Below are 24,468 nucleotides of genomic sequence, written 5' to 3'. Positions count from 1 at the left end.
TTTCCAGCAAAAGCTAGCAGGTCGCGTGCCAATCGATTCTAACCTGAGGCCGACGCAGGCTGTAAAGCGATACCGCATCGTCGCTGCGGCTTGCGGCTGTAATGGTTTGCCCACTGTCAGGCAGCCAAGTGACATGAATGTCAAAGAAACCATTTCTCTCGCCCAGGTGGCCCAGCGCCTGCTCGGGCAATTTCCTGATTTGCACAGTTTGGCGCGCCAGGCGGCGGGCCATGTGCTTCGCCGCCAACTGGGGTACTGGCTGGATCCGGACGGGCTCTATTGGCATGAGTTCCAGTCGGCGGCCAGCAGTTCGTTGAGCTTCACCGGCTGGCGCCACAGTGGGCCGCCACGACGCTCTTTGAGCCTTACCGAACTGGTCATCCAGCGATTTAGCCCGCAGCAGCAGGCCAGTGCTGACGAGTTAAGTATTTATGGTGGCTTCTACCGGGTGGATGCCAGCCACGCAGTTTACGACGAACGCAACGAAGTGCGGCTCGACCCTCAGCAAGTACTGACGGCGTTCTGGCGGCTGGACTTTGCAGGGCGCTACACCGAGGCGCTGAGCACGTTTCGAGCACGGCATGGCGAAGACTACTGTGTGCTGGCCCGTGCCCGCTTCATGGCTGCTGTGGGCCAATCTGGGTTGAGCGAACCTGAGCGCCAGGAGCTGATGGGGGTGACACTCGCTGCACCCGCACTGCCGACTACCGTACAAGCCTTGCGACTGGCCCGGGAAGCGAGTGCTCAATCTGGGTGGAACGCGCTTGTCATTGGCAGTATCAGCGCCAAGCTGATGTTCTTGCGCAAGCTGAAGACTGGCAGGCTGTGCCTCTATCTTGCCGATGTTCAGGCTGTGGTGCAGGTGTTCGACGATCGTCATGCGTTTCAGGAGTGGATGGCTGACCAGGCCGCCACGACGGTGGGGCGAGAGCGGCTGGTCAGGCTGTTCGTCGGGGACGGGGTACTGGCGCAGTCGCTACGCCCGCGACTACGCAATTACTTCAAGTTGCTCGCTCAGTCGCGAGGTGACACCGCCATCTTGGGGCAGTCCATTGAAGGGGACCTGTTCGTTCGTCTACGTGATGCGGTGATGGATGATCTGACCCGCGACGCTCACGAACGGCTGACCACCAATGCCCAGCTGCGAAAGGCCGAGTGGCTGGCGGGCGTGCAAGCGGCGAGCTTCGTGATAGCACCGATGGCGCCGTTTGGCTGGCCAGTGATATTGGCATCGCTCGGTCTAGGCACCGCCAGCCTGGCGCTGCATCTGGACCGGGCAATCAATGGCAAGCAGGGCTGGCGCGCAGCAGCATGGTGGTCAGTACTGACGGATATCCTGTTCATCCTGCTTGATATAGCCATGCTGCGAGCCAGCGAGCTGTTTACCGATGGTCACGTCCCCCCGCGGGTGGCTGGTCAGGCGCAAGCCTCTGCCGCCAAGGTCGACTGGGGGCTTTACATGGCCCCGGCGGCGGATGAATTGCTGGCGGTGTCGGATCAGGCGCTGGCCCGCCAGCAAGCTCTGTTGGGCGCGGTACCGTGGGCTGATCTCGATGCCTTGGGGCCCAATGGCGAGTATCTGGATGCCTTCAGTGAACCCTACCCCGTGTTTCGCGATGAGCACGGCTTTGGCTCGCCCGCCATTGCCGAGTACACCAGCTCGCCGGAGCGTTACAACAACCTGTGGCGGGGTATGCCGCTAGAGGGCACGCGCGCCGCGCATATCCAGCGCAGCCATGCGCTTTCTCACGCACTTGGGCAAATCGGCGTGACTAATCAAGTGAGGCTGTATCGGGCTGCCTCCAGCCTGCGGGGCACGGGTTTTCAGGCAGTTGGTGAGGGCGCCGTTGAAGTGGGTGACGTGCTGGTGACCACCGACTTCACGTCATTCACTGAAAACCCCTATGCCCTCTGGGAGGTTTTCAACGACCCGCAGGCTCAAATCAGTGGCAGGGATGTTTTTGATGAAAACGCGTTGGTTTATGTGTTGGAGCCGGGCGAGGATATGCAGGCGACGCCTATCGGGCCCTTCTCAAGGCGACCGGATGAGGCGGAGTCTTTGATGATGCCCGGGCGCTACCTGCAAGTGGAAAAGGTGACGGCCGTTCAAGGGCACAATTATCGCTTTACCGAGGTGTGCCTGAAGGCGCTGGCGCAGGCGCCAAGCGGGAAGGCAGTGCGTGATATGCGCACAGGCAAGCTGTTCGATCGCCAGGCACTGGCGATGCGGCTGGGCACGGAGGATGATTCGTTGATGCGCACATTCTTTGCGCTGCCTGAGCGCACGTGAAAGGGGCCGCTGAGCGGCCCCTGATCAAGGCCTCAGCCCTGCTTCACTTCACGCATCGGCTTGCCTTTCACTGGCGCATCGCCCGCCACGTAGTACTTGGCAGTGCTGCGCGGCAGTGGCTTGCGGCCACGGATCTTGTCCGAAATCTTCTCGGCGATCATGATCGTGGTGGCGTTGAGGTTGCCGGTGATGATCAGCGGCATGATCGAGGCATCGACCACGCGTAGGCCCTTCATGCCGTGCACGCGGCCTTCGCCGTCGACCACCGCCATGTCGTCGGTGCCCATCTTGCACGAGCAGGACGGGTGGAAGGCAGTTTCGGCGTGCTCGCGGATGAACTTGTCCAGCTGTTCGTCGGTTTGCACGTCGGCGCCTGGGCTGATTTCGCGGCCACGGTACGGGTCCAGCGCCGGCTGGGCCATGATTTCACGGGTCAGGCGAATGCCGTCACGGAATTCCTGCCAGTCCTGCTCGGTGGACATGTAGTTGAACAGGATGCTCGGGTGCTGGCGCGGGTCTTTCGACTTGACCTGAATGCGGCCACGGGCAGGCGAGCGCATGGAGCCCATGTGCGCCTGGAAGCCATGTTCCTTCACGCCATTGGAGCCGTTGTAGTTAATCGCAACCGGCAGGAAGTGGTACTGGATGTTCGGCCACTTGAATTCCGGACGAGTCCGGATGAAACCCCCGGCCTCGAACTGGTTGCTGGCGCCGATACCGGTGCCGTTGAACATCCACTCGGCACCGATCGCCGGCTGGTTCCACCACAGCAGCGACGGGTATAGCGAAACCGGCTGGGTGCAGGCGTACTGCAGGTACAGTTCCAGGTGGTCCTGAAGGTTTTCACCAACGCCCGGCAGGTCGTGCACAACCGGGATGTCGAGGCTTTCCAGCAGGGCGCGCGGGCCGACGCCGGAGCGCTGCAGCAGCTGCGGCGAAGCGATGGCGCCAGAGCTGACGATCACTTCCTTGCGGGCGCGGGCTTCGACGCGCTCTTCGCTGTCGCCGACCAGGTAGGTCACGCCGATGGCGCGCTTGCCGTCGAACAGAACGCGATCCGTGAGGGCGTGGGTGACGATGGTCAGGTTCGGGCGCTTCTTGGCCTGGTCCAGGTAACCACGGGCAGTGCTGGAGCGGCGGCCGTTCTTGGTCACGGTGCGGTCCATCGGACCGAAGCCTTCCTGCTGGTAACCGTTGAGGTCTTCTGTGCGTGGGTAACCGGCCTGTACGCCGGCTTCGACCATGGCATGGAACAGCGGGTTGTTGCCGGCTTTCGGCGTGGTCACGCTGACCGGGCCTTCGCCGCCATGGTAGTCGTTCGGGCCGATGTCACGGGTTTCGGCCTTGCGGAAGTACGGCAGGCAGTCCAGGTAGGTCCAGTCTTCCAGGCCTGGCATTTCTGCCCAGCCGTCGAAGTCCATGGCGTTGCCGCGGATGTAGCACATGCCGTTGATCAGCGACGAGCCACCCAGGCCCTTGCCACGGCCACATTCCATGCGGCGGCCGTCCATGTAAGGTTCCGGGTCGGTCTCGTAGGCCCAGTTGTAGCGGCGGCCTTGCAGCGGGAAGGCCAGGGCGGCTGGCATCTGGGTGCGGAAGTCGAAGCGGTAGTCGGGGCCACCGGCTTCCAGCAGCAATACGGTGACGCCGGCATCTTCGGTCAGGCGGGTCGCCAGGGTGTTACCGGCCGAGCCGGCACCGACGATGATGTAATCGAATTCTTGGGACATGAAAGTACCCTCGTGTTGGCGGTGATCGGGGAGCGGGTACGCCCGTGCGCGGTGGCACGGGCGGGGCTAGACAGGGTTTAGAAAACCGAGTTGTAGCCGCCCAGCTCGACCTGGACCGACTTGATGCGAGTGTATTGAGCCAGCGAGCTGACGCCGTTTTCACGGCCGACGCCCGACTGCTTGTAGCCACCTACCGGCATTTCGGCCGGCGATTCACCCCAGGCGTTGATCCAGCAGATACCGGCTTCGAGCTTGTGGATGATGCGGTGGGCGCGGGTGATGTCGTTGGTGCAGACGCCGGCGGCCAGGCCGTAGTCGGTGTCGTTGGCACGGCGGATCACTTCTTCTTCGGTTTCGTAGGTGAGGATGCTCATCACCGGGCCGAAGATCTCTTCCTTGACGATGGTCATGTCGTCGGTGCAGTCGGTGAACACGGTCGGCGCAACGAAGGCACCTTTGGCGAAGTCACCGGCAGTCAGACGCTCGCCGCCGCACAGCACGCGGGCACCTTCTTCCTTGCCTTTGGCGATGTAGCCCAGCACGCTTTCCATGTGCTGGAAGCTGACCAGCGGGCCGAAGTTGGTGTTTTCGTCTTCCGGGTTGCCAACGCGGATGCGGGCAACGCGCTCGGCGATCTTGGCTTCGAAGGCCGCCTTCATTTCAGCCGGGATGAACACGCGGGTGCCGTTGGTGCACACCTGGCCCGAGCTGTAGAAGTTGGCCATCATGGCGATGTCAGCGGCCTTGTCCAGGTCGGCGTCGGCACAGATGATCAGTGGCGACTTGCCGCCCAGCTCCATGGTGACTTCCTTCAGCGAAGAGCTGGAGGCGCTGGCCATGACTTTCTTGCCGGTGGTGGTGCCGCCGGTGAAGGACACTTTTTCGATGCGCGGGTGCTCGGTCAGCCAGGTGCCGACTTCGCGGCCGCTGCCGGTCAGAACGTTGAATACGCCGTTTGGCAGGCCGGCTTCGGTGTAGATCTCGGCCAGTTTCAGGGTGGTCAGCGAGGTGACTTCCGACGGTTTGAAGATCATCGCGTTGCCAGCGGCCAGGGCCGGGGCAGATTTCCACAGGGCGATCTGGATCGGGTAGTTCCAGGCACCGATACCCACGGTCACGCCCAGCGGCTCGCGGCGGGTGTAGACGAAGGACGATTCGCGCAGCGGGATCTGCTCGCCTTCGATGGCCGGTACCAGGCCTGCGTAGTATTCCAGCACGTCGGCGCCGGTGACGATGTCGACGTAGCGGGTTTCGGAGTACGACTTGCCGGTGTCCAGGGTTTCCAGCATGGCCAGCTCATCGTTGCGCTCGCGCAGGATGTCGACGGCGCGGCGCAGGATGCGCGAACGCTGCATGGCAGTCATCGCAGCCCAGACTTTCTGGCCACGCTCGGCGCTTTCCACGGCCTTCTCGACGTCAGCCTCGGTAGCACGCTGTACGTGGGCGAGGACTTCGCCGGTGGCCGGGTTGATGGCTTCGAAAGTGGCATCGCTGCCAGCGTCGACGTAAGCGCCATCAATGTAGAGTTTTTGCGTTCCGAAACGGGCCATAGTGTCCTCGCAAGTGCAGTGTGTGGTTTGGCTTGCGCGTCATGCTCCTGCCGGGTTGGCAAGGGCCCTGCGCGCATTGTCAGCAGCCTGGTCGTTTGTGCCCAGGGTGTGCTGCTTGGCCAGTTGTAGTTCCATGTATTCGTAAGCAATCCGTATCGCCTGGTCGGTGTCGAATGCATCACCCGACAGGGCGCCACGCAGCCACAAACCGTCGATCAGGGCTGCCAGGCCGCGGGCTGCCTTGCGCGCATGGTAGAGCGGCAGGGCGCGGCGGAACTGGCAGCACAGGTTGGAATACAAGCGGTGGTCGTTGATCCGCTGCAACCTGTGCAAATCGGGCTGGTGCATGCTGGAAGCCCAGAAGGCCAACCAGGTTTTCATTGCCGGGCCGTTTACCTGGCTGGCATCGAAGTTGCCCTCGATGATCACTTTCAGGTGAGCGCGCGGGCTGTCGTCTTTCAGGGCCTGGCGACGTGCTCTGACGCCTTCGTTGAGCATGCTCATGATGTAACCCATCGTCGCTGCGATCAGGCCGTTCTTGTCCCGAAAGTAGTGACTGATGATGCCGTTCGACACACCGGCCAAACGGGCAATCAGCGCAATGCTGGCGTCCCCCAGTCCGACCTGATCGACCGCCTGCAATGTGGCTTCGATCAACTGCTGGCGCCGGATGGGTTGCATACCGACCTTGGGCATCTTGCTATCTCCTCAGGCCTGCGAGCAGACGACAGGCGGCTGACTCGGCGAAGGCCAGTCTATTTTGTTTTGATTGAACGTTCAATCAATAAAGAATAAGCTCTGCGACAATTTGTGCCATTGACAGTTTTTCAGGCGGTCGAGACGGCACGGATTGACACCCCAGGAAATCGCGTAACCCCCGGAATACAAGGTGTTGACGGGCATGAGCGATGCGAAATGCAGATTCTGCCGTACGGCCATTGGCCCTGCGACAGGCCCTTGGAGCGGGCGGGGTGATCTGTGACGAATGCGCGCACCTCCGTTGAGGCGTGGCATTTTCAGCAGGCCACCTGTCTGTTTTTGGCAACGTATCGATTCGGGATCACGGTTTCCAGGGTTCTTTTATAACACCTGATGCAGTGGGGATATTCCACCAATTGCTCGGGAAAGACTGATTAGCCTCCACAGCCGCACTGCCCGGAGCATTCGTGCAATGAGTTCTGCCTCACTTACCAAGCCCCCCGCCGAGAGGGTACGGGTCAACCGCGTGGTGTTTTTCACCTCCGCGCTGATGATCCTTGTTCTGACTGCCTTGCTGATCGCTGTACCCGAAACCGCCGGCCAGGTGCTGGGCGTGGCCCAGAAGTGGCTGACGCGCACCTTTGGCTGGTACTACATGCTGGTCATCTGCGGATACCTGCTGTTCGTCGTCTACCTGGCCTTCTCCGACTACGGCAACCTCAAGCTGGGTGGCAAGGACGACCAGCCTGACTTCAGCTACGGCGCCTGGGCCGGCATGCTGTTCTCGTCCGGTATCGGTATTTCGCTGCTGTACTTCGGCGCCTCCGAGCCCCTGGACCACTACTTCAACCCACCGGAGGGCACTCCTGCCAGCCTCGAGGCCGCGCGCCAGGGCCTGCAGCTGACCTTCCTGCACTGGGGCCTGCACGGCTGGGCGATCTATGCCCTGGTGGGCCTGGCCGTGGGTTACTTTGCCTACCGTCACAACCAGCCGCTGGCACTGCGTTCGGCGCTGTACCCGCTGGTGGGCGAGCGTTGGGTCAAGGGCGCTGCCGGCAACGCCGTCGACATCTTCGGCATGTTCGTCACCCTGCTGGGCCTGGTGACCAACTTGGGCATCGGCTCGATGCAGGTGTCGTCCGGCCTGGAATACCTGTTCGGCATGGACCACAGCAAGACCAACCTGCTGGTGGTGATCCTGGTCATGGCTGGCGTGGCTACCGTGGCAGCGGTATCGGGTGTGGAAAACGGCATTCGCCGCCTGTCCAACCTGAACATCATGCTGTTCAGTGGCCTGTTGATCTTCGTGCTGCTGGGCGGCGAGACCCTGCACCTGCTCAACGGCTTCGTGCAGAACGTTGGCGACTACCTCAACGGCATCGTGCTGAAAACCTTCGACCTCTATGTGTATGAAGGCGAAGCCGGCAAGTCGGAGCGCTGGCTGGGCCTGTGGACCGTGTTCTACTGGGCCTGGTGGATCTCCTGGGGCCCGTTCGTCGGCATGTTCATTGCGCGTATTTCCAAGGGCCGCACCGTGCGCCAACTGGTGATGGGTGTGCTGCTGATCCCGCTGGGCTTCACCCTGGCTTGGCTGTCGATCTTCGGCAACACCGCACTGGACCTGGTGATCAACCAGGGCGCCGTGGAGCTGGGCAAGACTGCGCTGGAACAGCCATCGATGTCGATCTACCAGTTGCTGGAATACTTCCCGGCAGCCAAGATCGTCATTGGTGTGGCAGTGTTCGTCGGGTTCGTACTGTTCCTCACCCCGGCCGACTCCGGCGCGGTGATGATGGCCAACCTGTCGTGCACAGGCGGCAAGGTCGACGAGGATGCCCCGCACTGGATGGTGGTGTTCTGGTCCGTGGTGATCACCCTGGTCACGATCGGCCTGCTGTTTGCCGGTAACTTCGAAGCCATGCAGACCATGGTCGTGCTGGCGGGCCTGCCATTCTCGGTGGTGCTGGTGCTGTTCATGTTCGGCCTGTACAAGGCCATGAAGCAGGACGTGGTGATCGAGCAGGAGCGCGCCGAACTGGCCGCCCGTGGCCGTCGCGGCTTTAGCGAGCGCCTGACCCAGCTGGAACTGCAGCCGACCCAGGCCGTGGTACAGCGCTTCATGGACAAGCAGGTCAGCCCGGCGTTGAAAGAAGCCGCTGCACAGCTGCAGACGCAGGGCTTCGAGGTGGAAACCCGCGTTGGCCAGTCGCGCAACCTGATGGGCTTGCGGGTGATGATGGAAGAAGGCAACCCTTTCGTCTACGAAGTGAGCCTTGACGGCTATATGGCCGCGTCGAGCGAGCCGCCGGTCGAGGGTGAGCCTGAACTGCGCCAGCGCTTCTACCGCGCCGAGGTCTACCTGCATGACGGCAGTCAGGAGTACGACCTGATGGGCTTTGCCCCAGACCAGATCGTGCGTGATGTGCTCGATCAGTTCGAGAGCCATCGCCAGGTGCTTGGCCGCGTCTATAGCTGACTTCCCGGCAGGCCGCCGCACTGCCAGGTGTCGCGGCTTGCCAGCAGCAATATGTAGCACCTCATTCGATAACATCTCCAGGACGCTTTGTGGTTCATTCCACAACGAGTCCTGGTCATGCCCGCCACTCACGCGCACAACCTCAATCACGCAGTCGCCGCCCAGTTCGCCAGCCGTCCTACATTCCGGCAGGTCGCAGGTGAACAGATCATGAAGGTGATTCTGGAGCACTATCCTCTGGTTGGCGTGCATCGCCCTGAAATGACCTCTGCTGCACCGCTATACCTGATGTCCCTGCAGCCGGATGGTGTCTGGCACCCTCAGCCGCTGGTGGATGTTGTGCTGCAGGCCCTGCTTGCGGCTAAACCACTGGACCTCACCCCAGCGGGTGACTACCGCCTTAGCCTGAACCCGCCCCGGCGCTTTTTCGCCATCGAGTCGAGCTTCGAAACTGCTGAGGGCGATTTGATCGAGCCCGCGCGCCTGGCCGATGGCCTCAACGCGTTGCTGCCGATACTGCTTTGGCACTTCCAGCAAGCGCAGATCGGCTATTGGAACGGCGACGCCACGATCGACCGGGACCTGTGGTTGCAGCAGTTGTTGCGCGCCAACCTGCTCGATGGCCTGAAGGACGAAGCGCTGGACGACGAACAACGCAAGCTGCTGCGTGACCTGATGATGGGCAACCGTACCGGGCTCGATGTGCAGCTGGTGCGGGTAGCGTTACGTGAGGGCGAAGACACTTTCCATGAACTGTTGCCCGGTTTGCTGATTACCGCCTCCAGTGAAGTTCGCGAACTGACACTCTGGTGTTCTCCCGAAGGCCTGGTCCGCAGTTTCGACGCCCAGGCTGCGTTCGGCTCGGCGTTGCAAATGCAGATGGCGGGACGTTACCGGTTTGATGAGTTGAGCTGGCAAGGCCTGACGGTGGAAGGCGACGCTTTCGCCCTGTACAGCGCCTTGTTGCTGGAAATCTTGCTCGAGCGCGTGGCCCGCCTGCGCTGGAGTGCGATCGACAGCGTCGACCAACTGGAGCATTACTGCCATTTGGCCTGCGACCCCGCGTCCTTTTTTGCCGAGTTCAGTGACTATGGCTCCGGTGGGCTGGGCTTGGCGCTCCCCAAGGGCCTGTCGCGAGCCGATACGGATAGCCAGACCGCCTACCTACAAGCCATGCTCGACTTGTCGCTACTGCAACAGCACACTCCAGCCCAGGGCATTGAGGACGGTCTGCCGGACTTGCACACCTATGCGGCGACGCGCCTGCGCGAGGAGATGCTGCATGACCACCCGGTAGACGCCAATTACTTTCCTGATGACCTTATCCTCACTGTCGAGAGCTTTGTCAGTGACGGTCACGGGCTGGGCTTCGGCCAGAAGACCGGTGAAAAAAAAATGACCCTGACACAGCTGGCGATCGGCCGCCTGGATGCCACCGCAGGAGGGGTGGTGACACACATCGCGCACCGGGAAAACCAGCTGATCATGAAGTGGATGACCATTGATTACGTCCGTGAGCTGGTGCAGCGAGTCGACATCGGCGGCAGTTATCCACGTCATGTACAGTCGATGCTCGATCGCTCGGCGAGCCGGGCCGAACACATCTCGGCATTTGCCATACGCTGGCGTATCACCCTGATGTTCGATGCTGCGCGAGCGCGTGCCGTCAAACGGCTCGACAAGTTCGCCTACGGCGCCCTGGCAGAATTCTGCCGTAGCGGCCAAGAAGGTGCAGCCGCTGTGCGGATTGCACCGCTTGCGTTCAAACGCTCGCCGACATCAGAGAGGGTCGACGTGGCGCATGGTTTCTACGTGATCGAAATCATCGAGTTGGGTGTTTATCTGTTGTACTGCCCGCTGTACACCGAAAAGGCGCTGATTCAGTTCGGCAGCGCTCAGGCACTGTTGGATGCGATCAGCCGCCCGGGGGCGCTGCAGGACAGCGTGCTGCTGTGGATCGAGCAAGCTCAGCGCGCGGTCTACGATAATGGCGGCTTCCGGGAGCCGCACCTGCCCCAATGGCTGCTCGACCCTTACACCCTCCCGGAGAAACCGCAGCCTGTTCAGTTGGCGCTGCAATTCTGGGCGCGGGACGTGGATCGGCAGATGTTCGAAGCCAAGGGCCGGATGTTGCTGGAGCTGGCGGATCGCAGCGCCATGAGCAACAGCGAGGTGCGTTGGCGACTGGTCACGGCATTTTCCTGGGAGCTGCTGAATGTTGTGTTTCCGGTGTTACCGGGGCCGCTCACCTCGGTTGCCTGGCTCTATATCGGCATGCGCAGCTTGATCAACGATGTGCATGGCCTGGCCAGTTCACATTTCGACGAGCGCATCCAGGCGATGGTCGATGTGCTGAACAACACCTTGCTGGCGCTGATACACCTGCAGACGCCGAAACTGGCAGCCCCGCCCGTCTCTGGCGACCTGCCGCCATCGCTGCTCCAGGGGCCAGCTGCAGGCGATGGGATCGAGCTGGCGACCCTTTCCACCGCGACGCGGGAGCCCAGCGTTTCGGTCGACAGCCTGCAGGCGATGGCCAACACCCACCTCGACTTTTCCTGGCGTGGGGCTGGGGGGCTCAACGGCCTGTCGAGTGCCCAGCGCGACCAAATGCGGGCGTTGGCGGCCAGCGTTTCGCTGGAGGGGCGTGAACCGCAGAAGCAGGGCGTGGCTGCGGGGCTGGTGCGGATTGGGGATGATTTCTATGTGTCTCTGGACGGTAATGTCTACCGAGTCAGCCTTGATAACGCAGCGTTTCGCATTATCGGTCCGGACGGCACGGTTGGGCCCTACCTGATGCGCGACGGCGATGTCTGGCACCTCAATAATTCGCGCTTGCACGGTGGCAATGATCGCTCCGGCGAGTTGGCCCGCGAGCGACTGCGCAAGAAGCTTAGCGGGCCGATCGCCAAGGCTCAGGCCGAGATAGAGCGGCTTATCCTGGCAGCAGAGGCTGCCACGAAGGATTTCAACGCGCTGAGCGAGCAGATTGTCGGTCTGCGTGATCCGGTAAGAAAAGTCGAGGATCGGTTGCAAAAGGCGCCACCCACCGACCCAGACGAACGTGCGCAATTCGAGCAGGCTACCGCGTTGTTCAAGCTCAAGTTCCAGCAGTTGCAAGAGCAGACGAATACGCTGCGCAACCAGCGCCTGCCCTTGAACGAGAGATTGTTCCTTGGTTATCTCGAGGCCGAACGCAACATTACCTACGTGCTTGACAAGTCGAGCGCCTCGACGCACGTCGGCAGCGTGAGAGATCAACGGATACTCTTGGGCCAGGTCCGCAAGAACCTGATCAGCTTTGGCATGTTCTTCATTGATGAGCTCCTGGCCTTGGGTGGGTTCAGGGAATACGACCAACTCACCAATGCGCTCAATGACGCAACGCCAGAGAAACAGGCCGAGTTGTATGTCAGGTTCCGGACGATGTTGGAGAAGTTGCTTGAAGAGCAGCCCAGGATCATCAATGTCTCCAGCCAGCTGGATCGCCTGTTGGCCATCACCGATATCGACATGCAAGTGCCTTACATCAATTCCACTCTGACCGTCTCGAGCATTATCGCGAGCCGTAAGACGACCACGATCAACATCCGGTTTTTCCAGGCCATGGGCCTGGTCGAGCTGGCCCTGCAGTGGCACAAAGGCACGCCTACCCAGCACTACATGATCTTCCGCCATGCACTCGCCAGTCAGCGTCTGCGGGTGGCCGCACAAACGCATCATCTGCTGATGTTCTGTGACTTGCCTGTCGCCGAACGAATCGAGGTGCTGCAAAGTGCGTGGGACGAATACCTCGCGGCGATTCTCAACGCCGAACGGATCAAGACACTCGGCAGCAAGCTCATCGATGTCCAGCGCCTTGAGGCCTACAAGCAACAGATGGTGGAACTGAAAACCATAGCCGGTGAGGCGTTGGTCGAGGCCATGCGCGAGCAGGCGGACGGGCAGGTCCGTGGCACACGTCGTGCGGTTTATTCACGAAAGAGCCTGCAGGTGGCCCATACGCGGGCTGGTCAGATAGTCATCGGCAGCGAATCGGTGGTCGAGGGGCAGGCTGTGCTGCAAGTTGTAGCGGCTTTCAACAAGAGCGCGTTGCATCGCTTCCAGAAACAGGGAAACACCTGGGTTGAAGAGGTAGCCGCGGGCGAACCGGAACAGCCATCGCGGACTTCTACGCCGGAGTCCGAAAGGAACAACCGGGAGCTGGCCGAGGCCATGCTGGCACAGAACGAAAATGTCATCGCTCAAGCCAGAGCCCTGGTTGCCAAGGATGCTGACGACATGGGCCTGATGTCGATGCTGGACGGCCAGATCAACGAAGTGGCCGAGCTACGTGAACAGCTCAGCGATGCCGACGCCGAGCACGCGCTGCTGGCGGGCATGGACGATGCGTTGATTCATTTGCGTCAGGCCCGCCGCGACTGTTTGGTAGCGCTTTACAGCAAGACGCGCTATCCAGGTGCCAGAGGGCTCAATTTTCTCCATCAACAGGGGTTGCTCGCCGTGGAATATGTCGGGCCTCGGCAGGTGGTCTCCGATGGCTATCTGGACGAGTACCGGATCAGCCTGTTGCGTGCTCCCGGTGAGGGTCGAGGTAAACCCTTGTGGGCCGCACATTTCCATTTTGCCGACTCGCAGGCGGCGCCGACGGCGTTTGGCAAAGGCCATCTCAAGCTGTGGAGCCAGCGCAAGATGGGGTATCGCGAGCAAATGAAGGCGGCGAGCGAGGGGCAGGTACTGAGCATTTATCGGGGTAACCTGACCTACGCACAGGCCAAGGATGTCATTCCGTTCAACCTCTGAACCTTCGCCCGGGTGGCCCAGCGCCGCGATCAGCGAATGTTAGCGGTTGCTGTAACGGCCATGCTTGCCGTGTGCAGGCATGGCCTGGTTGCCACGTGTGGCGATCATCTGTGGCAGCGTGACCAGTTCGATCCCCAATTGCTTGAGCCGTGGAATTTGACTTTCCAGTACCGCTAGCGTCTGCGGGTAGGGGTGGCCGATCAATACGGCCGAGCCTTGCTTGCGGGCCAGTGCAATACCCTGTTGCAGCTGAGCGTCGATGGCTTCCGGCGTGCGCACGTCATCCAGAAATACATCCCGTGACACATGCGCGACATCGTGTGCTTGAGCCTCGGCTGCGGCGACCGTGGCGGCACTGGTGCGGCTGTCGACAAAGAACAGATGGCGCCGCTGCAGCTCACCCATCAACCACGCCATGGGTTCACGCTGTGCGGTCATGCGGCTGCCCATGTGGTTGTTGATGCCGGCGGCGTAGGGCACCTTGACCAATGCTGCGTCCAGGCGCCGCGCCAGCTCTTCGATGGCGATGCCCGGGTGCCAGGCATAGGGCCCGGTGGCCGGGTCCATGGGCATGTGCAGGATCACCGTCTTGCCGGCCTTGTGCGCCTGGCGGGCAAAGTCGGTGGCATGCGGGGTGTCGGGCATGATCGCCATGGTCACCGGCCCGGGCAGGGCCAGGGTACGGCTGTCGCGCTCGGGGCTCTGGCCCAGGTCGTCGATGATGATGCTCATGTAGGCCTTGTTGGCCGGCGCCGCTTGCGCGATTCCGGCCATCAGGCAAAACAACAGACACAGCAGAAAACGCATAGGGTGGCTCAGTCGCCCTTGGTGATGTTCAGGCCCTTGAGCAGGCTCAGTGCCTGGCTCAGCTGGAAGTCGTCATCCTGCGGGCGCTCCTTGCGCTTGCTGCTGCCGGTCGGGCGGTCGGCGCCGCCGTTGCCGTTGCCCAGGTGGCCCTGCAGGTCGGCTTCCTTGAAGTTTTCGGTGTCGGCTTCGGCGGTGAGCTTGGCCGGGCGCACCTCGATGTCCGGGACAATGCCCTGAGCCTGGATCGAGCGGCCGTTGGGGGTGTAGTACAGCGCAGTGGTGAGCTTCAGGGCGCGGTCGTTGGCCAGTGGCAGCACGGTCTGCACCGAGCCTTTGCCGAAACTGTCGGTGCCCATCAGCACGGCGCGCTTCTGGTCCTGCAGGGCGCCGGCGACAATTTCCGATGCCGATGCACTGCCACCGTTGATCAGTACCACCAGCGGCACGCCTGCGCTGGCATCGGCCGGGTCGGCCGAGAAACGCAGCTCGGAGTTGGCGATGCGGCCCTTGGTGTAGACGATCAGACCTTTGGTCAGGAAGTGGTCGGCCACTTCCACTGCCGACTGCAACACGCCGCCTGGGTTGTTGCGCAGGTCCAGCACCACCCCGCGCAGCTTCTTGCCGTTGTCCTTGCGCAGCTTGGCCAGGGCCTTGCCCACTTCGTCACCGGTCTTGACCTGGAACTGGGTGATACGGATGTAGCCGTAATCGTTCTCCAGCAGCTGGCTCTTCACGCTCTTGACCTGAATGACTGCACGGGTCAGGTTCACGTCGAACGGGTTGCCGCCGTCGCGTACCAAGGTCAGGGTGATTTTCTCGCCGACCTTGCCGCGCATCTTGTCGACCGCTTCGGTCATGGTCTGGCCGCGGGTCGGGGCGCCGTTGATCTTGACGATCAAGTCACCGGCCTGCACGCCGGCCCGCGAGGCTGGGGTGTCGTCGATTGGCGAAACCACCTTGATGAAGCCGTCTTCCTGGCCTACTTCAATACCCAGCCCGCCGAACTCGCCGCTGGTGCTTTCCTGCAGCTCCTGGAAGTCCTCGGGGCCAAGGTAGGCCGAATGCGGGTCAAGGTTGCTGAGCATGCCCTTGATGGCGTTTTCCAGCAGGGTCTTGTCGTCAACCGGTTCGACGTAGGCGGCCTTGATGCGGTCCAGGACCTCGGCGAAGGTGCGCAGTTCTTCCAGCGGCAGTGGCGCCTTGGCGGTCACCTCGGTGGCTGGCACTGCGGCGGCCTTGGCCGGCTCTGCGGCGGTGGCCAGGGGCGCGCCGACCGCCAGGGCGATGGACAGGGCCAGCTGGGTGAGACGAGGCGAGTGCAGCATGTCGAACGAACTCCTGATCCTGTAAGCGCTCCCTGGGGAGCATCGGCGCAGCACTCAGGCTGCGCCGTAGAAATGTGACTAGGCTTTGTACGAAAAGCCTTGATACTTGTTCATGCTGCGTTGAAAACAGCCTCGGAATGCTCATGTACTCCAGTACAGTCGGGCGCGACCCCGGCCGTTCCTCGGCTGTTTTCGCCTTGCCTGACCTGCGTCTCAAGACTTTTCGTACAGAGCCTAGCCACGGCACCACTGCGAAGGGTCGGCAGGCCGGCCTTGCTGGCGGATAGCGAAATACAAGCCTGCCGCGTCCTGGCCACCGCTGTCGCCAACGGTGGAAATGGCTTCACCGGCCTTGACGATATCACCGGCATTCTTGAGCAGGCTCTGGTTGTGGCCGTACAGGCTCAGGTAACCGTTGCCATGGTCGAGAATGACCAGAAGCCCGGCGCCGCGCAACCAGTCCGCGAATACCACACGCCCGCCGTGCACGGCACGTACCTGGGTGCCTGGGTTGGCGCTGATCATAACCCCGTCCCACTTGGCACGAGCGTCGCTACCGCGGGCATCACCGAAGCGTGCCAGCAATCGACCATTGACTGGCCATGGAAGTTTGCCCCGCGCAGCAGAAAATGCGCCGCCGTAGTTCGCGCCATCGCTGGAAACCATCGGCCCGAGGGTGGTGCGGGCCTTTTTCGGCGGTTCCACTGGCTCTGCGGGCTCACGGGCCCGGTCGCGGGCAGCGGCGGCGGCCAGCGCTTCCTGCTGGCGGCGTTTTTCTGCTTCCTGCTGTGCCAGCAGGGCCTTCTTGCGTGCCTCTTCAGCTTCACGCGCCTGGCGGGCGAGGGTTTCCTCGATGGTCTTCAGGACTTTGGCCAGGTCGGCCTGGTCCTGTTCGCGCGCTTGCAGCTTCTGATCGCGGTCTTTTACATCGCTGTTGAGCTTTGCCAGTACCTGCTGGCGCTTGGCGCGCTCGGTTTCCAGGGCCTGGCGGCGGCTATCGAGGTCGGTGCGCTGGGCCAGCAGTTGTTGTTGCTGGCTGGAAATTTCCTGTTCGACGTTGGCCAGTTGGCGCAAGGTCTCGTTGAAGGTGCGCAATTGCTCCAGGCGCGCCTTGCTCAGGTAGTCGTAATAGGTGAGGGTGCGGGCGAATTTCTCGGGGTTCTGCTGGTTGAGCAGCAGCTTGAGGTATTCCTCGCGACCGTTGTTCTGGTAAGCCGAACGGGCCTGAATGGCGATCAGTCGTTGTTGTTCAACGCGGGCGCTCTGGAGTTTTTTTTTCTCGGTATCAAGGCGCTCCAGCTCGCCTTCAGTCTTTTTTAGTTCTTGCTGCAGGGCCTCCACCTGCTTTTCGAGGTTGCCGATGTCGGTTTCGGTGGCTTTGAGGTCTTTTTGCACACCTGCCTTTTCTTCCTGGAGCTTGCTCAGCGTTTTCTTGAGCTCGGCAATGTCCTGGCGGGTGGCATCCAGTTGCTGCTGGGTCTGCGCACGCTCATCGGCGAAGGCCGGGCTGAGCAGGCAAGACAGGGCTAGGAGGATCAGGGCGCGAAGCATGGGGTTTGGCGTACCAAGGATGGAGACTGGCCTAGTATGCCCGCCTGGGCAGGCAAAAAAAACGCCTCGCTGCGGATGCAGGGGGGCGTTTGTCTGGAATTCATGTGCAATTGGGGCTGCAACGCAGCCCCTTTCGGCATTCAGGCGTCGACCAGAATCGAGGTACCGGTCATTTCCACCGGCTTTTCCAGCCCAAGCAGCTTCAGCATGGTCGGCGCCACGTCTGCCAGCACGCCGCCTTCACGCACTTTCACGTTGCGCTTGCCCACATAGATGAACGGTACCGGCTCGGTCGTGTGCGCGGTGTGCGCCTGGCCGGTGCACTCGTCTTCCATCTGCTCGACGTTGCCGTGGTCAGCGGTGATCAGGGCCTCGCCGCCGACCTTGTCCAGTGCATCGACAATGCGCCCTACACAGGTATCCAGTGCTTCGACGGCCTTGACCGCCGCCTCGAACACGCCGGTGTGGCCGACCATGTCGCCGTTGGCGTAGTTGACCACGATGACGTCGAAGCGCTGCTGTTCGATGGCTTCGACGATGCGATCGGTCACCTCTGGTGCGCTCATTTCCGGTTGCAGGTCATAGGTGGCGACCTTCGGCGACGGGATCAGGATGCGTTCTTCGCCTTCGAACGGCTCTTCACGGCCACCCGAGAAGAAGAAGGTGACGTGGGCGTATTTCTCGGTTTCGGCGATGCGCAGCTGGGTCTTGCCGTTTTTCGCCAGGTATTCGCCCAGCACGTTGTTCAGGCTGGACGGGGCAAAGGCTGCCGGTGCCGGGATCTTCGCCGAATACTGGGTCAGGCCGATGTACGCCGCCATCTTCGGCAGGCGCGCACGGGCGAATTCCGTAAAGTCTGGCTCTACGAATGCACGCGACAGTTCGCGAGCGCGGTCGGCGCGGAAGTTCATGAAAATCACGGCATCGCCATCTTCGACCTTGACGGCTTCGCCAATGCGCGTGGCCTTGACGAACTCGTCGCTTTCGTCGCGGGCGTAAGCCGCTTCAAGGCCTGCCAGGGCCGTGTCAGCGGTGTACTCGGCAGTGCTGTCGACGATGAGGTTGTAGGCGGCGCTGACGCGGTCCCAGCGATTGTCGCGGTCCATGGCGTAGTAGCGGCCGATCAGGCTGGCAATGCGGCCCTTGCCCAGTTTGGCGAAGGTGGCGTCGAGCAGTTCGATGGGCGACTGCGCGCTGCGTGGCGGGGTGTCCCGGCCATCGAGGAAGGCGTGCAGGTAGATCTTTTCAGCGCCACGCTTGGCGGCCAGTTCGGCCATGGCCACCAAGTGCTCCTGGTGGCTGTGTACGCCACCATCGGACAGCAGGCCGAGGATGTGCACGGCCTTGCCAGCACCGACTGCCTTGTCCACAGCACCGGTCAGTACCGGGTTTTCGAAGAACTCGCCGTCGCGGATGGCCTTGGTCACCCGGGTGAAGTCCTGATAGACGACACGACCTGCGCCGAGGTTCATATGACCGACTTCGGAGTTGCCCATCTGCCCGTCCGGCAGGCCGACATCCATACCCGAGCCGGAAATGAGGCCATGCGGCTGGGTGGCGCACAGGCGGTCATAGACCGGTTTATTGGCGGCAAAGATGGCGTTGTGTTCGGGGATATCACTATGGCCGAAGCCATCCAGGATAATCAGGACCAGGGGTTTGGGCGTGCTCGTCATCAATCAAACTCACGGTTGTTCAAAGATGATAAAGACACGCATTTTAGGGCAAATACGCCACCTGCGGCGAATATTCGTCCCATTCCACCGACCGGCGCACCTGTGGTAGCAACATGAAGGTGGTTTTGTGGCCGGCCCGTCGGGCTTTGGTGGCACCAAGGGGCTGTGTATACTGGCCGGCATTTTCAATCGCCTGGAACACCGCTGATGGTTGCTCACCTGATTCAATTCGCGACAGATCACTACATCCTGGTTGCGATCTTCCTCATTCTGCTGGTCCTGCTGCTCGTCAATGAAATCCGTCGTGGTGGCCAGAGCCTGACTAATGGCCAACTGACAGCCCTGGTCAATGCCGAGAAGGCCCTGGTGATCGATATTCGCCCGGCCAAGGAATACTCCGCCGGTCACATCGTCGGCGCGGTGAACATCCCGCAGGACAAGCTGGCCAACCGCATGACCGAGCTGGACAAGCATAAAGAAAAGACCTTGATCGTCGTCGACGCGATGGGCCAGCAGTCCGGCACCATTTGCCGCGAGCTGCTCAAAGCTGGTTACAACGCCGCCAAACTGAGCGGTGGCGTTTCCAGCTGGAAAGCCGATAACCTGCCCCTGGTGAAGTGATATGAAGCCTGTCATCGTCTATTCCAGCGACTACTGCCCCTACTGCATGCGCGCCAAGTACCTGCTCGAGAGCAAGGGCGTGGCCTTCGAGGAAATCAAGGTCGACGGCAAACCGCAGGTTCGCGCCGAGATGAGTCAGAAAGCCGGCCGTACGTCGGTGCCGCAGATCTGGATCGGCAGTACCCATGTCGGTGGATGCGATGACCTCTATGCCCTGGAGCGCGCGGGCAAGCTCGACGCGTTGCTGGCGGCCTGATTTGCACTGCATTCAAAAACATTAGGATAAGGATCTGACATGACTGACCAACAGACCAACGGCGCTGCTGCAGAAGACAACAGCCCTCAGTTCTCCCTGCAGCGCATCTATGTGCGCGACCTGTCGTTCGAGGCCCCGAAAAGCCCGCAGATCTTCCGTCAGACCTGGGAACCGAGCGTTGCCCTGGACCTGAACACCAAGCAGAAATCCCTGGAAGGCGACTTCCACGAGGTCGTGCTGACCCTGTCGGTTACCGTCAAGAACGGTGATGAAGTGGCCTTCATTGCTGAAGTGCAGCAGGCCGGTATCTTCCTGATCGCCAATCTCGATGCGCCTTCGATGAGCCACACCCTGGGTGCGTTCTGCCCGAACATCCTGTTCCCTTATGCCCGTGAGGCCCTGGACAGCCTGGTGACCCGCGGTTCGTTCCCGGCGCTGATGCTGTCGCCGGTCAACTTCGACGCCCTGTACGCGCAAGAAATGCAGCGTATGCAGGAAGCGGGTGAAGCGCCTACTGTGCAGTAATTACTGCCGGTATCAAGAAAGCGCCTCTCGGGGCGCTTTTTTGTTGCCTGTGCGGGCCTCTTCGCGGGTAAACCCGCTCCTACAGGGGATTGCGCCGTTCTCTCGGCCTGCGTAGGAGCGGGTTTACCCGCGAAGAGGCCCGCACAGGCAACACATCAGCTGCCGGCAAACCCGTTCTGCCGCCACGCCTCATACACCGTCACCGCCACGGTATTGGACAGGTTCAGGCTACGGCACCCTGGCCGCATCGGCAGGCGCAGGCGATGCTCGGCCGGCAGGCTGTCCAGCACCTCGGCCGGCAACCCGCGGCTCTCTGGCCCGAACAGGAAGGCGTCGCCCGGCTGGAAGGCCACTTCGTGGAACGGGTGCGAGCCCTTGGTGGTAAAGGCGAACAACCGTGGGTTGCCAAGGCTTTCCAGGCATCCGGCCAGGCTCTCGTGGCGCTTGAGCGTGGCATACTCGTGGTAGTCCAGCCCTGCGCGGCGCAGGCGCTTGTCATCCAGTTCGAAGCTGATGGGTTCGATCAGGTGCAAGGCACAGCCGCTGTTGGCGCATAGACGAATGATGTTGCCGGTATTCGGCGGAATTTCTGGTTGAAAAAGGATGACGTGAAACATGCACGGCTCCAAACGTGAAGATGACGGGCATTCTACCCCTGAACCGGACGTGCGTTCGAAGGCCTTCCCACGGGTGATGCTGTCATTGGCGATCGTTGGCTTGATGGTAGGGCTGATGATCGGGCGCCTGACTACGCCGGACGAGCGTGAGCTGCAACAGGTGCAAGCGACGCAGGATGGCCTGGAGCTGTGGTTCAACGAAGAGCCCAAGCTGCATGGCGAGAACGTGGAAGGGACGGTGGCGTTGCTGTTTCAGGCCCAGGGCAAGGCTCAGCAAGGGCAGCTCAGCCTGCAGGGCAAGCCGGTGAGCTGGCGGGTACAGCACAGCAAGGAAGGTTTGTTGTTGACGGTGGTGGCCGCGCGCCCCCTGCACGGCGAATGGGCCGGTGCAGAGGACGCTGGGCGCTGGCGGGTGCAAGTGAAACTGCACGAATAAAAGAGGGGATATCCCGGCCTGCCTGTACCAGGGTCCCCAAAAGGGGTGCTGCGTATAAAGGGGGGATGTCCCGGCCTGCCTGTACCGAGGTCCCCAAAAGCGGCGGTGCTGCAAATAAAAGAGGGGTTCACCCGGCCTGCCTGTACCAGGGCCCCCGAAACTGGAGATGTATTGCTTATTGCAGGGGGCGTGCCAGTTTTGCAAAAGCCGTGAATACTGGGCTTTGCGGGTGATTTGGCCGGATTTTGAGGGGATTTGTGCCTTCGAGAGGTGCAGCCGGCACAGGAACGGTGCATTCAGAAGGCTGAAATGACTGGGGCCGCTTTGCGCCCCATCGCGACACAAGGCCGCTCCCACAGGATCGCATCAGCCTTGGGGGCAGAGGTGATCCTGTGGGAGCGGCCTTGTGTCGCGATGGGCTGCAAAGCAGCCCCAGCAATCTAAAAAGCTAATTCAGAGCTCAGTGGTCATCACCTTCCTCATCATCCCCCCCGGCCACATTCATCCCCAGCTCCTTGATCTTGCGCGTCAGGGTATTGCGCCCCCAACCCAGCAACAGCGCTGCATCGCGACGGCGGCCGGCGGTGTGCTTGAGTGCCGTTTCGATCATGATCCGTTCAAAGCTCGGCACTGCACTGTCCAGCAGGCTGGTCTGCCCGCGCGCCAATGCCTGGTCGGCCCACTGGCGCAGGGCCTGCTCCCAGTTGGTTACCGGCGCGGCGTCTTGTGGCAGGTTCAGCAGTTCGGGTGGCAGGTCGCCGATCAGCACTTCGCGGCTGGAGGCCATCACGGTGATCCAGCGGCAGGTGTTCTCCATCTGCCGCACATTGCCCGGCCATGGCAGGTTGCGGATGAACTCTTCAGTCTCCGGCTTGAGGATCTTCGGCTCGACTGCCAGCTCCTGGGCCGCCCGGGCAAGGAAGTGGCGGGCGAGGGCGGGGATATCCTCGCGGCGGTCGGCCAGGCGCGGAATATGGATGCGGATCACGTTCAGGCGGTGGAACAAGTCCTCACGAAACTTGCCGGCCTGCACCAGTGACTCCAGGTTCTGGTGGGTGGCGGCGATGATGCGCACGTCGACCTTGACCGGCACATGGCCGCCCACGCGGTAGAACTCGCCATCGGCCAGCACACGCAGCAGGCGGGTCTGGGTGTCGGCAGGCATGTCCCCGATTTCGTCGAGGAACAGCGTGCCACCATCGGCCTGCTCGAAACGGCCGCGACGCAAGTTGGCAGCACCTGTGAAGGCGCCTTTCTCATGGCCGAACAGCTCCGACTCCATCAAGTCCTTGGGGATGGCGGCCATGTTCAGGGCAATGAACGGCGATGCTGCGCGTGGGCTGTGCCGGTGCAGGGCGTGGGCTACCAGTTCTTTGCCGGTGCCGGACTCGCCATTGATCAGCACGGTGATGTTGGAGTGGCTGAGGCGGCCGATGGCGCGGAACACCTCCTGCATCGCCGGGGCTTCACCAATGATTTCCGGGGTGCGCGCCAGGTTCTGTGGCACATCCAGGCCTTGCTGCTCCTGGGCGTGCTGGTTGGCGCGCTTGACCAGTGATACCGCTTCGTCGACGTCGAATGGCTTGGGCAGGTACTCGAAGGCACCGCCTTGGTACGAGGCCACGGCGCTGTCCAGGTCGGAGTGGGCGGTCATGATGATGACCGGCAGGCGCGGGTGCTGCTCGCGGATCTGCGCCAGCAGGTCGAGGCCGCTGGTGCCAGGCATGCGAATGTCGGAAATGATCACGTCGGGTTGCTGGCGTGCCAGGCGTCCCATGACACCGTCTGCGCTGTCGAAGCTCTGGGTGGTCATGCCTTCCTGTTGCAGGGCTTTTTCCAGGACCCAGCGGATGGAACGATCATCGTCGACGATCCATACGGTTTCACTTCGGCTCATGAGGCGGTGGCTCCTTGTTCCAGAGGCAGGTAAATCGAGAAGGCGGTATGGCCAGCGTGGCTTTCACACTCGATCAGGCCCTGGTGCTGGCTGATGATGTTCTGGGTAATGGCCAGGCCCAGCCCGGTACCGTCCGGGCGGCCACTGACCATGGGATAGAAGAGGGTGTCCTGCAGTTCCGGCGGGATGCCCGGGCCGTTGTCGATGATTTCTACCCGCGCTACCAGGCGGTGACGCACGTGGCCGATGGTGAACTGGCGAAGGGCACGGCTGCGCAAGGTGATGCGACCCAGGCGCAGCTCATTCTGCGAGCTGATCGCCTGCATGGCGTTGCGCACGATGTTGAGTACGGCCTGAATCATCTGTTCTCGGTCGATCAGCACGTCCGGCAGGCTTGGGTCGTAATCGCGCACCAAAGTGATGCACCCCTGGCTTTCGGCATCGACCAGGCTGCACACCCGCTCCAGCACTTCGTGAATATTGGTCATGGCCAGCGACGGCAGCTTGTTCGAGCCGAGCATGCGGTCGACCAGGTTACGCAAGCGGTCGGCCTCTTCGATGATCACATTGGTGTAGTCGCGCAGCCCTTCCTCGGGCAGTTCGCGGGCCAGTAGCTGGGCCGCTCCGCGGATGCCGCCAAGGGGGTTCTTGATTTCGTGGGCCAGGCCGCGCACCAGCATCTTGGTGGTTTCCTGCTTGCTCAGTTGGGCCTCTTCCTTGGTGATGCGCAGCAGACGGTCCCGCGGATGCACCTCGAGCAACAGCAGGGTCTGGCCTTGATGCAGTATCGGCGTTACCGCGTAGTCGACGGTGATGGTCTGCCCGGTCAGCGATGTGAGCTGCGCTTCACGCTTGGTGAACGGGTGCGCCTGCTCGACCGCCTGGCGCAGCGAACTGAGCGCCTCGGTCGATTCGGTGAACAGCTCGCTGATGAATTGCCCATGGCTGCGCTGGCCGCTGACGGCCAGTAGCATTTCTGCGGCCGGGTTCATGTACTCCAGGCGCAGCTCGGCGTTGAGCAGCAACGTGGCGGTGGTCAGGTTGTCCAGAAGCAGACGGTGCTGTGCATCGCTGATGGTCATAAGGCGTCGTTGACCTCGTTTGGCGCTTGCCTGGCACTGCTTTGGTCAGGGCCGGACGCGGGGTGGATCCACTGATGCGAGACTCTGGATAAGAAAATGCAAGAAACAAACCAAAGCTCCGAAAAGA

The 24,468-nt window shown here is 61.8% G+C and carries 17 protein-coding genes and 1 pseudogene; 8 read left to right on the top strand and 10 right to left on the bottom strand.

All coding sequences use genetic code 11. The features are described from left to right. Positions 1 to 133: 133 nt before the first annotated feature. Positions 134 to 2,290, top strand: a complete 2,157-nt coding sequence (locus tag REH59_RS26985; RefSeq protein ID WP_014859115.1) for a dermonecrotic toxin domain-containing protein — start codon at positions 134 to 136, stop codon at positions 2,288 to 2,290. Positions 2,291 to 2,322: 32 nt separating this feature from the next. Here REH59_RS26985 and betA read toward each other — a convergent pair whose 3' ends face one another. The 3 genes from betA to betI form a co-directional block, all read right to left on the bottom strand. Then, entirely contained in the window at positions 2,323 to 4,020 is a 1,698-nt protein-coding gene (gene betA, locus REH59_RS26980) for a choline dehydrogenase (protein ID WP_014859114.1), read from the bottom strand. Between the two features lie 77 nt (positions 4,021 to 4,097). After that, entirely contained in the window at positions 4,098 to 5,570 is a 1,473-nt protein-coding gene (gene betB / locus REH59_RS26975) for a betaine-aldehyde dehydrogenase (protein ID WP_003249182.1), read from the bottom strand. Positions 5,571 to 5,609: 39 nt separating this feature from the next. Beyond that, a complete protein-coding gene (gene betI, locus REH59_RS26970; protein WP_014859113.1) occupies positions 5,610 to 6,266 on the bottom strand; it encodes a transcriptional regulator BetI in 657 nt (218 codons plus the stop codon). 532 nt (positions 6,267 to 6,798) lie between these two features. Here betI and REH59_RS26965 point away from each other — a divergent pair. The 3 genes and pseudogenes from REH59_RS26965 to REH59_RS26955 all read left to right on the top strand — a co-directional run bounded on the left by REH59_RS26965 (position 6,799) and on the right by REH59_RS26955 (position 13,548). Then, a pseudogene (locus REH59_RS26965) lies at positions 6,799 to 8,333 on the top strand (BCCT family transporter). Next, positions 8,281 to 8,745, top strand: a complete 465-nt coding sequence (locus tag REH59_RS26960) for a hypothetical protein (protein WP_177331254.1) — start codon at positions 8,281 to 8,283, stop codon at positions 8,743 to 8,745. Before REH59_RS26965 ends, REH59_RS26960 begins: the two are co-directional and overlap by 53 nt. A 117-nt stretch (positions 8,746 to 8,862) precedes the next feature. After that, the gene (locus REH59_RS26955) at positions 8,863 to 13,548 is read left to right on the top strand and encodes a dermonecrotic toxin domain-containing protein (RefSeq protein WP_014859111.1); all 4,686 of its coding nucleotides are present in this window, start codon (positions 8,863 to 8,865) and stop codon (positions 13,546 to 13,548) included. A gap of 39 nt (positions 13,549 to 13,587) precedes the next feature. Here REH59_RS26955 and REH59_RS26950 read toward each other — a convergent pair whose 3' ends face one another. From REH59_RS26950 to gpmI, 4 genes are all read right to left on the bottom strand, one after another. After that, entirely contained in the window at positions 13,588 to 14,355 is a 768-nt protein-coding gene (locus REH59_RS26950) for a divergent polysaccharide deacetylase family protein (protein ID WP_014859110.1), read from the bottom strand. Positions 14,356 to 14,363: 8 nt separating this feature from the next. Continuing rightward, the gene (locus tag REH59_RS26945; protein WP_004576741.1) at positions 14,364 to 15,680 is read right to left on the bottom strand and encodes a S41 family peptidase; all 1,317 of its coding nucleotides are present in this window, start codon (positions 15,678 to 15,680) and stop codon (positions 14,364 to 14,366) included. A gap of 234 nt (positions 15,681 to 15,914) precedes the next feature. Then, entirely contained in the window at positions 15,915 to 17,231 is a 1,317-nt protein-coding gene (locus tag REH59_RS26940; RefSeq protein ID WP_012053937.1) for a murein hydrolase activator EnvC family protein, read from the bottom strand. A 140-nt stretch (positions 17,232 to 17,371) separates the two neighbouring features. Then, the gene (gene gpmI, locus REH59_RS26935) at positions 17,372 to 18,907 is read right to left on the bottom strand and encodes a 2,3-bisphosphoglycerate-independent phosphoglycerate mutase (protein ID WP_014859109.1); all 1,536 of its coding nucleotides are present in this window, start codon (positions 18,905 to 18,907) and stop codon (positions 17,372 to 17,374) included. A 207-nt stretch (positions 18,908 to 19,114) separates the two neighbouring features. Between gpmI and REH59_RS26930 the strand changes: the two genes are divergently transcribed. From REH59_RS26930 to secB, 3 genes are read left to right on the top strand one after another with little or no spacing between them, the layout of a single operon-like run. Further along, on the top strand, positions 19,115 to 19,528 hold the full coding sequence (locus REH59_RS26930) for a rhodanese-like domain-containing protein (protein WP_003249200.1): 414 nt from the start codon (positions 19,115 to 19,117) through the stop codon (positions 19,526 to 19,528). A gap of 1 nt (position 19,529) precedes the next feature. Then, positions 19,530 to 19,784, top strand: a complete 255-nt coding sequence (gene grxC / locus REH59_RS26925; RefSeq protein ID WP_003249204.1) for a glutaredoxin 3 — start codon at positions 19,530 to 19,532, stop codon at positions 19,782 to 19,784. A gap of 39 nt (positions 19,785 to 19,823) precedes the next feature. Next, positions 19,824 to 20,309: a protein-export chaperone SecB gene (gene secB, locus REH59_RS26920; RefSeq protein WP_003249206.1), complete on the top strand. Its 486-nt coding sequence runs from the start codon at positions 19,824 to 19,826 to the stop codon at positions 20,307 to 20,309. Between the two features lie 155 nt (positions 20,310 to 20,464). Here secB and trmL read toward each other — a convergent pair whose 3' ends face one another. Next, positions 20,465 to 20,926: a tRNA (uridine(34)/cytosine(34)/5-carboxymethylaminomethyluridine(34)-2'-O)-methyltransferase TrmL gene (gene trmL / locus REH59_RS26915; protein WP_003249209.1), complete on the bottom strand. Its 462-nt coding sequence runs from the start codon at positions 20,924 to 20,926 to the stop codon at positions 20,465 to 20,467. On the opposite strand from trmL, the gene REH59_RS26910 reads away from it, so the two are divergent. After that, positions 20,925 to 21,362, top strand: a complete 438-nt coding sequence (locus REH59_RS26910; protein WP_003249211.1) for a hypothetical protein — start codon at positions 20,925 to 20,927, stop codon at positions 21,360 to 21,362. The two genes, trmL and REH59_RS26910, sit on opposite strands and share 2 nt — an antisense overlap. 460 nt (positions 21,363 to 21,822) lie before the next feature. Here the strand turns inward: REH59_RS26910 and ntrC are convergent, their stop codons facing one another. Further along, positions 21,823 to 23,259 (bottom strand): nitrogen regulation protein NR(I), encoded by a 1,437-nt coding sequence (gene ntrC / locus REH59_RS26905; protein WP_003249213.1) that lies wholly within the window; start codon positions 23,257 to 23,259, stop codon positions 21,823 to 21,825. Then, entirely contained in the window at positions 23,256 to 24,341 is a 1,086-nt protein-coding gene (gene glnL / locus REH59_RS26900; protein WP_003249215.1) for a nitrogen regulation protein NR(II), read from the bottom strand. The genes ntrC and glnL overlap by 4 nt, the downstream gene beginning before the upstream one ends. Positions 24,342 to 24,468 lie beyond the last annotated feature (127 nt).

This window comes from Pseudomonas sp. BO3-4 (assembly GCF_034044115.1).
Classification (GTDB): Bacteria; Pseudomonadota; Gammaproteobacteria; order Pseudomonadales; family Pseudomonadaceae; genus Aquipseudomonas; species Aquipseudomonas alloputida.
The sequence above is the reverse complement of the archived record's forward strand: the minus strand, read 5'-3'. Positions and strand labels throughout refer to the sequence as shown.

Excerpts from the sequence above, each read along its gene's own strand:
- gpmI (WP_014859109.1), bottom strand. The coding sequence starts at position 18,907 with ATGACGAGCACGCCCAAACCCCTGGTCCTGATTATCCTGGATGGCTTC.
- REH59_RS26930 (WP_003249200.1), top strand. The coding sequence starts at position 19,115 with ATGGTTGCTCACCTGATTCAATTCGCGACAGATCACTACATCCTGGTT.
- betI (WP_014859113.1), bottom strand. The coding sequence starts at position 6,266 with ATGCCCAAGGTCGGTATGCAACCCATCCGGCGCCAGCAGTTGATCGAA.
- grxC (WP_003249204.1), top strand. The coding sequence starts at position 19,530 with ATGAAGCCTGTCATCGTCTATTCCAGCGACTACTGCCCCTACTGCATG.
- REH59_RS26955 (WP_014859111.1), top strand. The coding sequence starts at position 8,863 with ATGCCCGCCACTCACGCGCACAACCTCAATCACGCAGTCGCCGCCCAG.
- betB (WP_003249182.1), bottom strand. The coding sequence starts at position 5,570 with ATGGCCCGTTTCGGAACGCAAAAACTCTACATTGATGGCGCTTACGTC.
- REH59_RS26985 (WP_014859115.1), top strand. The coding sequence starts at position 134 with ATGAATGTCAAAGAAACCATTTCTCTCGCCCAGGTGGCCCAGCGCCTG.
- betA (WP_014859114.1), bottom strand. The coding sequence starts at position 4,020 with ATGTCCCAAGAATTCGATTACATCATCGTCGGTGCCGGCTCGGCCGGT.
- REH59_RS26945 (WP_004576741.1), bottom strand. The coding sequence starts at position 15,680 with ATGCTGCACTCGCCTCGTCTCACCCAGCTGGCCCTGTCCATCGCCCTG.
- secB (WP_003249206.1), top strand. The coding sequence starts at position 19,824 with ATGACTGACCAACAGACCAACGGCGCTGCTGCAGAAGACAACAGCCCT.
- ntrC (WP_003249213.1), bottom strand. The coding sequence starts at position 23,259 with ATGAGCCGAAGTGAAACCGTATGGATCGTCGACGATGATCGTTCCATC.
- REH59_RS26950 (WP_014859110.1), bottom strand. The coding sequence starts at position 14,355 with ATGCGTTTTCTGCTGTGTCTGTTGTTTTGCCTGATGGCCGGAATCGCG.
- REH59_RS26910 (WP_003249211.1), top strand. The coding sequence starts at position 20,925 with ATGCACGGCTCCAAACGTGAAGATGACGGGCATTCTACCCCTGAACCG.
- trmL (WP_003249209.1), bottom strand. The coding sequence starts at position 20,926 with ATGTTTCACGTCATCCTTTTTCAACCAGAAATTCCGCCGAATACCGGC.
- REH59_RS26940 (WP_012053937.1), bottom strand. The coding sequence starts at position 17,231 with ATGCTTCGCGCCCTGATCCTCCTAGCCCTGTCTTGCCTGCTCAGCCCG.
- glnL (WP_003249215.1), bottom strand. The coding sequence starts at position 24,341 with ATGACCATCAGCGATGCACAGCACCGTCTGCTTCTGGACAACCTGACC.